This is a genomic window from Peribacillus butanolivorans (genome assembly GCF_001273755.1).
Lineage (GTDB): Bacteria > Bacillota > Bacilli > Bacillales > DSM-1321 > Peribacillus > Peribacillus butanolivorans.
Map to the genome: position 1 here is coordinate 508,417 of NZ_LGYA01000001.1, position 11,726 is coordinate 520,142.

The following is an 11,726-nucleotide window of genomic DNA, read 5'->3' on the forward strand; positions in this document are numbered from 1 at the left end:
CCGCCGTATACCGAACGGTATGTACGGTGGTGTGAGAGGTCGGAGGCTAGGCGCCTCCTCCTACTCGATTTATGGCACAAACGGGGCAGTTTAGTGCTGGGGAGGAGGAGTTGAAACTTCACGAAATCTTCATGTCCTGAAATCACTCCATTTAACCGTGAACTTAAATTTAAGGGTGATGAAATCCTGCGATTAAACGAGTATTTGTGAGAAAATCGTATTAAACTAAGGGAGTTCAAGAAAGTACTAACGCAGCAGTTTTCAATACTTCGGAGGCAAGTTAATTAAAGAACCCTCCAAAAATCATCGTTTTGAGAGGGTTTTACTTTATCTAAAAGTTTGTAGAGTTGGAGATTAAATATGTCTCAAAGGATTGCTCAAATTCTACGTCACATAAACAACCGTTTTGATATATTTTCTTAGGCTTGGAAATCCGCATAATTTTGTGATGCTACCTCTATATAAACTTCCCCATACTAAATGAGTAAAAAGTTATTTGGAGTAATATGATTTTTTCTACTGTCAATTAAAGCAATACAGTGAGCCAATCGCTCTACCCCTAGTTTAATTTGACTCTCGTTCACTTGAGAGATGCTTAATCGAACGAGATTTTCCTTTTTATATTCAGGTAAAAACATTCTAGAGGCATCATCAACATAAATATGCTGCTCGTTTAGCATATGAACTACCTGTTTTGCTGTCACATTCTCGGGCAAACTGATGGATAGATAGAATCCTGAAGTCGGTTTAGAAAAATGAGTATTAGCCGGTAGCAATAATTCACATGCTTCTTGAAGAATTTGCATTTTAGTACGGTATACCTCTTTTACTTTTTTGAGATGGCTATTAAACATACCACTTTTTAAATAGATTTCTAGCGCACCTTGAGAAAGTGCTGAACTATTAAAATCTGAACTAAATTTATATCGTAAAAAATTGTTAATCATTAATGTAGGAAGAACGACAGTACCAATCCTTAACCCTGGAAGAAAAATTTTCGAAAAGCTTTTAATATAAATCACTCTCCCAGAAGGATCAAAAGAAAATAAAGGATCTGATTTTGGATTTGGATCAAGGTCTCCTAAAATATCATCCTCCACTATATATACATCGTATTTTTCAGCTAACTCAACGATTTTTTTCTTTTCACTATTCGTGTAACAATGTCCAAGTGGATTGTGAAATCTCGGGATAATATAGAAAAATTTTATATCATTATTTCGAAAAATGTATTCCAGACGATCAAGATCAATCCCTTCCATTGATAATTCAATTCCAAAAGTAGTAGCTTGATGCAGATTGATGGACTCAATGAATCCGAAATAAGTAGGCTGTTCAATTAGAATATTGTTTTTTCCATTTGGAAATGGCATAGAAACTAATAAATTAAGGGCTTGCTGCGAGCCAGATACAACGACTACTCTTTCAGGTTGAGTGAACACCTGTAAATTCTGCATATACTTCACTAACTGTACTCGTAATGAGTAAATCCCTTGTTGATCAGAGTATAATCAATCACCTCATTTTCATTCGTCGCATCTTGAAATTCATTCACAACATAGTAGCCACTTTTAGGAACAGAATAAATTAAATGCTCTTTTTCTAGTTCGATGTACGCTTTAATAACCGTATTTTTGCTACATGAAAAATACTCAGATAACTGACGAACAGAAGGGAGTTTACTACCTGCAATGAGCGATCCATCTGCTAGTCGAAGCTTAATTTCTTCCATTATCTTAATATATTTTGAGTTCATATATGGATCCTCCTTTAACTGTACCAGGACAGATAGGTAAAAAAATGGTTTATTTTCATTGTGTGTACCCATTATTATTTTAATTATATCAGAACTATTTTTAAGAAAAGTAGAAAATGGTACAGAGGTGATACAAACTATAAAAAATGGGGGTAGGATAAGATGCAGAGAGAAACCAGAGAGAAACTTGGATTATTGTTAGGATTAGTAGGTGTCATTTGTTTTAGCTTAACACTCCCTGCTACAAGTATTGCAGTAAAGTATTTTGGGACTACGATCGTCGGTTTAGGAAGAACAGTTGTTGCTGCTATTTTAGTAGCTGTGGTATTGATCATTCGAAAAGAAAAACTACCTTCTCCAGGCCAATTCAAAAGTCTACTTATTGTTGCTGTTGGTGCAGTTTTAGGATTTCCTCTCCTCGCTTCTTGGGCAATGGAATCCTTACCTGTTTCTCATGGAGCTGTGGAATTAGCCCTGTTACCGTTAGCAACAGCCGGATTTGCTATGTTTAGAGCAGGTGAAATCCCTTCTCTCAAGTTCTGGATTTCAAGTATAATCGGCTCTTTAGCTGTCATTATGTATGCACTTCATCTTGGATTCGGTCAATTGCAATTTGCCGATTTAGCTTTACTAGCAGCAGTGATTATACTGGGACTTAGTTACGCAGAAGGGGGGAAATTAGCGAAAGAATTAGGTAGCTGGCAAGTAATTGCTTGGGCAATTATGATCGGTGCTCCATTTTTCATTATTCCAGTTGGGCTAAACCTTACAACTGAAATGTTCCATGCCCCTTTACAAGCTTGGGTTAGTTTTATTTATCTCGCAGTTGTTAGTCAGTTTTTAGCATATGTTGCTTGGTATAGCGGAATGGCTATGGGCGGAATAGCAAGAGTTAGTCAGATTCAATACTTACAACCATTTTTGATGATTCTATTTGCAACAGTATTTCTAGATGAATCCATCACATTTTTCACTCTTGTAATAGCAGTGATTGTTGTCTTTTCTGTTATATTAGGCAAAAATGCTCACGTATCAAAAAACGGAGCTGTATCAGAGAAAAACTAACTGTGTGTTCAATTGAGATAGCTATCGCATGTCATATAGCTTATAGAACGACCGAATTGTATTAGATGAAGAAGTTGTCATGAAAATAGAGAATTGTGGTTAACAAACCGTTATCCTATAGAGAAATTATAAAATTAATGATAAGGAAAGATTCTGAGAGGAGAAAAAACATGTATATTCCTGCACATTTTAAAATTAAAGACGAAACACTTGCCTTCGACATTATGAGGGAACATAGTTTTGCGACTCTTTTTTCTCAACATAATGGAATGCCCTTTGCGACTCATTTACCGTTAATTTTGAACAAGGATAATTCATACTTATATGGACATTTTGCTCGTCCTAATCCTCAGTGGAAAGACATCAAAAATCAAACCGTCTTAGCTATTTTTCATGGTCCGCATTGTTATATCTCCCCATCTTGGTATGAGACGAATAAAGCAGTACCAACATGGAATTATGTGACCGTTCATGTTTACGGAGAAGTCGAACTGCAAGAGGATGAACATGAGTTAATGAGCTCCCTACATGATATGGTATCGAAGTACGAAGCTCCTGACAGTTCATACAGTTTGCAAGATGTTGATGCTGAGTTTCTCACTGGTATGAACAAAGGAGTTCAAGGATTCAAAATAAAAATTAACAAAATAGAAGGGAAAGCAAAGTTAAGTCAAAACCATCCATTGCAGAGACAAGAGTCAATTGTTAATCAACTGGAACAAATTTCAAATACAGATGAGCAACAGATTTCATTATTAATGAAAGCAAACCTAAAAAAATAACGTTGAATGTTACTGCACTAACAGGAGTGTTGATCCAATAAGGATTAACGCTCTTTTTTTTGAACTTCTTTTAGATCAATTCGGTGACGGAATATATGAAGTAATAAAAGTTTATGACGGAGAGGGTGTAAGCAACTTTCCACCGCAAACGTGCGATTATTACGTTCATATGTATCAAAAGCAAGTGTATCCAAGAAATTAAACCAACCCAAATACGTTGTAAAAAGAAATAATAAAGCCATTGAAAAAATGTTCATCATGTTATTCCGGAATCGAGCTATTTAATCGAATAAAACAATGCATAATCGATAAAAAACACAAAAAGCGAATTGTTTTTGAAATGGTTTCAAGATTAATTAAAGTAATTTTTTCTATATATATGGGGATAATTCAGAGAGGCTTCTTCTTATGAAGTTTTGTAAGGTGAAAATAAAATTCCCCTGAAAGGATGAAATAAATGAAAGTGGTTACAATTTCAACAGTAGATGAACTTGTAAACGCAGTTGGCAATCAAGCGATTGAAGTAATTCGTGTGAAAGGAAAAATAAATGAAAGTCCTTCGTTAAACTTGTCACCAGGGCAACAATTACTGGGTGAAGGTGATTCAATGATAAAATTTAAGAGAGGTATTGATGGTATTGAGGTAAGTCGGGACAATAAGATTGAAGGATTAACATTTATAGTTGAACCTAGCTGTCGAGCAATTTTAAACAGACCAGATGTAGATTCACTCGGAACATTAAGCTTAAAGAATGTAAAAACAATCGGACAAATTCAACTATTAGCTACTGGTTCTGTACGTTCGGGGCATGTAATTGCACAAAATGTGGAAGTAATCGAAGCGGATACGAGGGAACTGCAGGATCGACCTAAAGGATTTGGTGTATACGTCTTGCAGGGAGCCTTCACATTATGGAATCAACAAACCGATTCGAACGTGACAATTACAGCTCATCTTACTGGTCTAAGGGCAGGAAGTAATGAAAAACCTGTTCAAGGAAGTGGCATATTTGTTAGTGGGGCTGGCGATGTAGGCGGTCGACTCGAAGTGGATATGTTAGAAACAGGTGAGATACACTCAAATGGTGGAATTAATCAAGGCACGCCAGATGTCATTTCAGGTGGTGTTTTTGTCGTTTATGGTGCGCATGTGAAAAAGGTTGTGAATAATGGTTCTGTGACGACGTATGGTGTGAATGATATGGTGCTAGATAATTGGGGAATGGTGAACGAATGGATGGCAGAAAAGCGAATTACTTCTCATGGGCCAAGTGGTATTGGTTTTGTAAACTTTAGCGAAATCGGGACGCTGCGTATCCTTAGTGATATCGAAACGTACGGGATCGGTGCTCGGGGGTTTAATTTGTATGATGGAAGCTTAAAATATGCAGAATTTAAACGGATTGTTACTCATGCAAATGCTGCTGTTGGTATTCAAGTCAGTCGACCTCTAGGAACATTAGTCGTGCATGAAGATATTGAAACATTTGGAGGTGAAGGGGAATCCTTAGTAAAGGGAGTCATCACGCAACTATCTGCCGACGGATTAAGTGTCAAAGAAGGCGGTAAAATTGATAAGGTCGAAATTGGCGGCAGAATCGTTACAAATGGGCAAAATGTTCGAAGTCTTCACGTACAAGGTGAAATAAATACAATAACGGTCAAGGGTGGAATATTCTCAAATGGATCTGGATCGAAGGCAGTATTAATTGAAAATGGTATCGTCCCAATAAACGGTATTAAAATATATGAACAATCAGCAAAATAAAGAAAAATTTTTCTTAATAATAGTCCTTATTGGAGTTAAGACAAACTATTTGGTAGATCAGCTACTGAGGAGGAAAAAACAATGACAAAATTAAATATCGGAATTATCTTAGGAAGTACACGCCAAGGACGTGTAAGTCCACAAGTAGGAGAATGGGTAAAAGGAATTGCTGACAAACGTGGCGATGCGAATTATGAAATCGTAGATATTGCAGACTTCAATTTACCATTTGTATTTACAACTAATGGTGATGAACCAGGATTAAAAGCTTGGTCAGAAAAGCTTACTAATTTAGATGGGTTTGTATTCATTGTGGCAGAATATAATCATAGCATCACAGGTGCATTAAAGAATGCATTAGATTCAGCTCGTGACGAATGGAATAATAAAGCTGCTGGTATTGTAAGCTATGGTTCAACTGGTGGTGCTCGTGCAGCTGAACATTTACGTGGAATTTTAGGAGAATTACTAGTTGCAGATGTTCGTGTACATCCTACATTGTCATTATTTACAGATTTTGAAAATGGAAGTGTTTTCAAACCAGCTGAACACCACCCTAAAAATGTAAATGCTATGCTTGACCAAGTTATTGCCTGGAGTGGTGCATTAAAAACTTTACGATAAAAATCATTCCAAACATTAGTAAATGTGAGGAGGATTATAGCTATTCCTTTTTTGTGATAGCGTAATAACGGTTTAATGATATGAGTTCAGATCATTTTGGCTTCGTGGAGGCATAGTGAAATAAAGGAGTCATAATAAAACTTCATATTCTACCATGTAATGCACATTTTCTCCACGCCGCCCCTGGAGGCTTTCCCTCCCATGTCAACGTGTCATAAAATATGCCCTCTCATTCCTTCGTCATGTCTATCTAAGGGGTGGAGGCCAGTATTCTAACCTAATGGGTCGGTGCCTTTTTATTGAATAACTCTGGTACTCCGTGCATCTTTGAAATCCTACGAATAAGAAAACATTCGATAAAAGATAGCTGAAAATCAACAGTATTCAATAAAACTACGCTGCGGGGAGCTGTTAAAGGATGTAATTTTTCTGGAGAATAGGAGCGGGAACAGTAGGTATTATCGTAAACGTTATATTCGGTGTACTTTCAATATTATCTACTATCTTTTTGGTGCCAAAAGATGCCGGTAAAACATCTAATGCTCCTAAAAAATTACCAGCTTGAAGCCCTGTTGTAGAATAATAGCAGTTGGAAGTGTAAAACGCCACATTTAGTGGCGTTTTCGAAAATAATGAAAGGATGAAGAGTTTATGAGAAGTGAATTAATGGAAATGTTAGAATCTCGTAAGGATGAAATTATTGAAATTCGCAGACATCTACACCAAAATCCTGAGCTTTCTTTTAAAGAAGAAAAAACAGCTCAATATATTATTGATTTTTATAAAGGAAAGGATGTAGAAGTTCAATCTAATGTAGGTAATGGATACGGAATTATCGTGACAATTAAAGGTGAAAAGCCTGGAAAAAACATTGGTCTGCGCGCTGATTTTGATGCGCTCCCAATCGTCGAAGAAACGGATGTACCCTTTATATCAAAAAATGAAGACGTTATGCATGCATGTGGTCATGATGGTCATACAGCCTACTTGTTAGTTTTAGCGGATTGCCTAATTCAATTAAAAGATGAAATTCCAGGTACAATAAAAATTATTCATCAACATGCGGAAGAAGTTCCGCCAGGCGGGGCAAAGAGTATTGTAGAATCCGGCATGCTTGACGATTTAGATAATGTATTTGGAATTCATCTGCTGCCAATGGGCCCAGCAGGAGTTGTTGGGTATCACGCTGGATATTCTTTTAACGGCAGGGCTTATATGAAATTAAAAATTCAAGGTAGAGGTGGACATGGTTCCTCACCACATCTAGCGAATGATGCCATTGTGGCTGGTGCTCATTTTGTTACAGCCGCTCAAACGATTATTAGCCGTCGATTAAGTCCTTTTGATATTGGTGTGATTACGATTGGTTCTTTTGATGGAAAAGGAACATTCAATGTAATTAAAGACAGCGTAGAGCTTGAAGGCGATATCCGTTATATGACTGTTGAAACAAAGGGAACAATTGAAAAAGAAGTTAAACGTCTTGTAAAAGGACTTGAAGAAGAATTTGGTGTAACATGTGATCTAACATATACGAATGATTATCCACCTTTATATAATGATCCTGAAATAACAGAAAAGGTTGCTGAGTTTCTCAAGAATGCAAATGATAAAGATATTAAAGAAGTAAAGGAATTTCCAGCAATGCCACCATCTGAAGACTTTGCTTACTATGCTGAAAAATTCCCTTCCTGCTTCTTTTACATTGCTTGTACACCTAAAGGAGTAGAAAAACCTTATTTTAATCATAATCCTAAATTTGATATCGATGAAGATGCCCTTCTCGTGGCAGCAAAAGCAGTAGGATATGTAGTTTGCGGTTATTATGAGTTAGATTAGGAAAAAGAATAGAATTGTTTGTAAGGTGTGGTATAGATGACCACATGGTTCGGTGTATTAGATAATTCTATTGATAAAAAGCAAAACGAATACCGAGACAAGCTAATAAAGAAGAAAGCGAAAAATCCATAGTATCATTGAGTTTGTGTATCATGAAACCACAAATGGAACATCAATTATCAGGAGCTGATCAGCAGCTCTTTTTCTTATGGAACGAAGGGGTAGGTTAGTGAAGGGGGGGATTTCCATTTTTCACCCAAATGAAAAGGTGTCAAATGGTATGATTGAAAAAGAAATTGTACAGAACTTAATTTGTAGGGGGAAATATATTCTTGAAAATGGTTAGAATTATCTTAACAATAGTGGTTATTGTTCTATCAGGTTATAGTCTAATAACTCAAACCTTTGAGTTATTTCCGTATTATATGTTGTTCCTTGGGGCACTTACGTTGGTGACAGGATTAGCCGAACTTCAAAAAGATAGAAAAGGATTTTGGGGGTATATGAATATTGCTATCTCTTTATTTATTTTCTTTGCTTCCATACAGGCTTTCTTATGGAACTAAAGGGAAGGTTAGTTCAATAAGGAAGGTTGTCTTTTGTGTCGGATAAGACACAAACTGTGAAATAAAAATGAAAAAGAAAGAGTATCATATTACTCTTCCTTTCTGTCTATTTTATACTTGTCTAACCTTAATGAAATGTCTCTAAGTAAAATGTTTCTTTCCTTTTGAGTTTTGAGGAAGCTGATTAAAAACCAAACAATAAATGCTATTGGAATTAAATAAAATAGTATACCTGAAAGTGCCATAAAGTCTACCCAGTCCATTGTTTCTCTCTCCAATCTTTCTATATTGGGGAATTATAGCATATTTGTTTGATATATTCTTAAATTGAACGGAATCCCAAACTATCAGAGCTGTCTTTAAGGCAGCTTTTTCGTGCGCCCGGCATGGGTGCAATCTATAGGGTGAAAGTCCCGAACCATGAAGGCAGTAGTAGTGGTTAGCTTAATGCAAGGGTGTCCACGGTGACGTGGAATCTGAAGGAAGCAAGCGGCAAACCTCCGGTCTGAGGAACACGAGCTTCATATAAGGCTAGGTATCATTGGATGAGTTTGCGAAACAAAACAAAGTCCTTACTGCCGAAGGTGGTACAGAGTAAATGAAGCAGATAGATGGAGGGAAAGATTGCACTCTTACCCGGGGAGGTCTGATGACAGCCAAGTACACTTGGTAACCTGTCCAGTGATGGACAGCTGAATCATCAGAAGTCAGCAGAGGTCATAGTACTTGTCTACTCGAGAAGATAAGGAAGGACCGAACAGATTAAGGAGGATGAATACTAGGCGTTCGTTATCTGCGAAGAAGCAAACAATTCCTAACGGAACTTATTTGAAGGAAGAAGTGGTGAATACACGGGGAACTTCAAAAGGGCGGAGCAGATAAAGGCACAAATAGACCATCTCGTCCACGCAGGGAAAGGATATCAACGATGTTAATGGAACAGATACTAGAGAGGGAAAACTTAATACAGGCATTGAAGCGTGTAGAAAGAAATAAGGGAAGCCATGGTGTAGATGGAATGCCGGTTCAAAACCTGAGACCGCACCTCGCAACCGAATGGTACAACATGAAAACTGCCCTTTTACAGGGTACCTATCAACCGCAGCCCGTCCGTCGTATCGAAATCCCGAAACCAAACGGCGGAGTTCGGCTATTGGGTATTCCAACCGTTCTAGACCGTTTCATTCAACAAGCCATTGCCCAAATATTGACTAAAATATATGACTCAACCTTTTCGGAGAATAGCTATGGATTTCGCCCTAACAAACAAGGGCACCAGGCGGTTCGAAAGGCAAAGTCCTATATAACCGAAGGTTATACATGGGTAGTGGATATGGACTTGGAGAAGTTCTTCGATAAAGTGAATCATGACAAGCTCATGGGAATGTTAGAGCGGAAAATTGAAGATAAACGAGTTCTCAAACTGATTCGTAAATTCCTTCAAGCAGGCATTATGATAGGCGGACTTTTTCATAAAAGTGAGGAGGGAACTCCGCAAGGAGGTCCGTTAAGTCCTTTATTATCTAATATCATGTTAGACGATTTAGATAAAGAGCTAGAGAAACGCAATCTTCGATTCGTAAGGTATGCGGATGACAGTACGATCTTTGTGAAGACACGAAAAGCCGCCAAACGTGCAATGGGAAATATCTCAAGCTTCATTGAAAATAAACTGAAGCTAAAGGTCAACTACGAGAAGTCGAAGTATGATCGCCCTTGGAACAGAACGTTTCTCGGTTTTAGTTTCACGAAGTCAAAGAAGAACCCGAAGGTTCTACTGGCTAAACAAACGGTGAAGAGAGTAAAGAAACGAATCAGGGAAATGACCTCGAGAAAATTACCGATACCCATGAAACTCCGAATAAATAAGTTAAAGCAATACCTTAGAGGTTGGATGGGGTATTTCGCCCTCATTGATACTCCGAACGTATTGAAGAATTTAGATTCATGGATTCGAAGAAGACTCAGGATGTGCCTATGGAAGCAATGGAAATTGCCAAGAACGAGGGTGAAGAAACTCAAAGGATTAGGCGTCCCATTTGGAAAAGCATATGAATGGGGAAATAGCAGAAAGGGTTATTGGCGCATAGCGCATAGTCCTATTCTAGACAAAACCCTTAATAATGTTTATTGGCTCCATCATGGGTTAGTAAATCTATATGAACGATATACAAAACTACGTCAGACTTAAACTGAACCGCCGTATACCGAACGGTATGTACGGTGGTGTGAGAGGTCGGAGGCTAGGTGCCTCCTCCTACTCGATTTTATGTAACTATCGGGGCAGTTTAGTGCAATAAAAAAATCAAAAATTGGGGATAATAACCTTTAATATAGTTAAAGGTTATTATCCCCAATGAAGAGTAAATTTTCTTTTATTATTATTTAAATACTGCTGATAATAAATAATCAGAAATGATTGTTAGACATTACCTAAAAGGTGGAGTGAAAAAGTGGAAAATCATATTGCTTACCTTCTAGAACATTATGGGTACTTCGGAATTATATTTGCTTTAATCGGAGGTATTGTTGGACTTCCTATACCCGACGAGGTAATTCTTACATATATTGGTTACAATGTGTTTCAGGGTAAATTATCTTACTTAATTTCAATAGTAAGTGCCTTTGTAGGAGCAACGGGGGGGATTTCGCTTAGCTACTTCATTGGTTATAAATTTGGGTTGCCTTTATTAGAAAAGTTTGGACCAAAAATTCACATTACGGAACAAAAAATTAATAGAACAAAGAAATTATTCAAGAAATTCGGACCCTATCTTTTATTATTTGGTTATTTTATTCCTGGGGTACGGCACCTTACAGCGTATATAGCAGCTGTCAATCGCTTCCCTTTTAGAATATTTGTTGTTTACGCCTATACTGGTGCATTAATATGGAGTTTTACTTTTATCACACTAGGAAGAATATTAGGGAAAAATTGGACCAATGTTGAACTATATATGTCAAAATACAGTATTTATTTAATTACGAGTTTATTGGTCCTTTCAATATTCATTTATTTTTTATGGAAGAGAAGAAATCGATTAAGAAGGGGTATTTCATAAAAGTGACGGTTATGATGGAGGACTTTAATAAAATTATATTTAGAGCTTATAAAACTAACAGGTGCGTTAGTTTAGATCGGAGCTGTCTTTAAGGCAGCTTTATCTTGTGTGCCAGGCATGGCAACTATCTAGGTGGTGAAAGTCCACTGTGGGGGTACACATCGACCAACCACTAAGGAAGCGCAAGGTACTTATCGTGAGGTAAGGGCTGGAGGAAGCGTGGAATAAAATCTTGGCTCGACGAACAGGAATCTGATACTAAGG

Annotated in this window: 8 protein-coding genes and 1 pseudogene; 8 read left to right on the plus strand and 1 reads right to left on the minus strand. The window is 37.3% G+C overall.

Annotated elements, in window-relative coordinates; translation table 11 throughout:
* Positions 1-476 precede the first annotated feature (476 nt).
* Positions 477-1,756, minus strand: a pseudogene (locus tag AKG34_RS02515) (aminotransferase-like domain-containing protein).
* 162 nt (positions 1,757-1,918) lie between these two features.
* Between AKG34_RS02515 and AKG34_RS02520 the strand changes: the two are divergent.
* From AKG34_RS02520 to AKG34_RS02560, 8 genes are all read left to right on the plus strand, one after another.
* Positions 1,919-2,821 (plus strand): DMT family transporter, encoded by a 903-nt coding sequence (locus AKG34_RS02520; RefSeq protein ID WP_053344633.1) that lies wholly within the window; start codon positions 1,919-1,921, stop codon positions 2,819-2,821.
* Between the two features lie 170 nt (positions 2,822-2,991).
* Positions 2,992-3,603 (plus strand): FMN-binding negative transcriptional regulator, encoded by a 612-nt coding sequence (locus AKG34_RS02525; protein WP_053344634.1) that lies wholly within the window; start codon positions 2,992-2,994, stop codon positions 3,601-3,603.
* 457 nt (positions 3,604-4,060) lie between these two features.
* Positions 4,061-5,371 (plus strand): hypothetical protein, encoded by a 1,311-nt coding sequence (locus AKG34_RS02535; protein WP_201783545.1) that lies wholly within the window; start codon positions 4,061-4,063, stop codon positions 5,369-5,371.
* Between the two features lie 81 nt (positions 5,372-5,452).
* Positions 5,453-5,995 (plus strand): NADPH-dependent FMN reductase, encoded by a 543-nt coding sequence (locus AKG34_RS02540; protein WP_053344636.1) that lies wholly within the window; start codon positions 5,453-5,455, stop codon positions 5,993-5,995.
* Positions 5,996-6,646: 651 nt separating this feature from the next.
* Positions 6,647-7,834, plus strand: a complete 1,188-nt coding sequence (locus AKG34_RS02545; RefSeq protein WP_053344637.1) for an amidohydrolase — start codon at positions 6,647-6,649, stop codon at positions 7,832-7,834.
* Between the two features lie 338 nt (positions 7,835-8,172).
* On the plus strand, positions 8,173-8,400 hold the full coding sequence (locus AKG34_RS02550) for a DUF3953 domain-containing protein (RefSeq protein WP_053347956.1): 228 nt from the start codon (positions 8,173-8,175) through the stop codon (positions 8,398-8,400).
* A 928-nt stretch (positions 8,401-9,328) separates the two neighbouring features.
* Positions 9,329-10,591, plus strand: a complete 1,263-nt coding sequence (gene ltrA / locus AKG34_RS02555) for a group II intron reverse transcriptase/maturase (protein ID WP_053344638.1) — start codon at positions 9,329-9,331, stop codon at positions 10,589-10,591.
* Between the two features lie 262 nt (positions 10,592-10,853).
* Entirely contained in the window at positions 10,854-11,462 is a 609-nt protein-coding gene (locus AKG34_RS02560) for a DedA family protein (protein WP_053344639.1), read from the plus strand.
* Positions 11,463-11,726 lie beyond the last annotated feature (264 nt).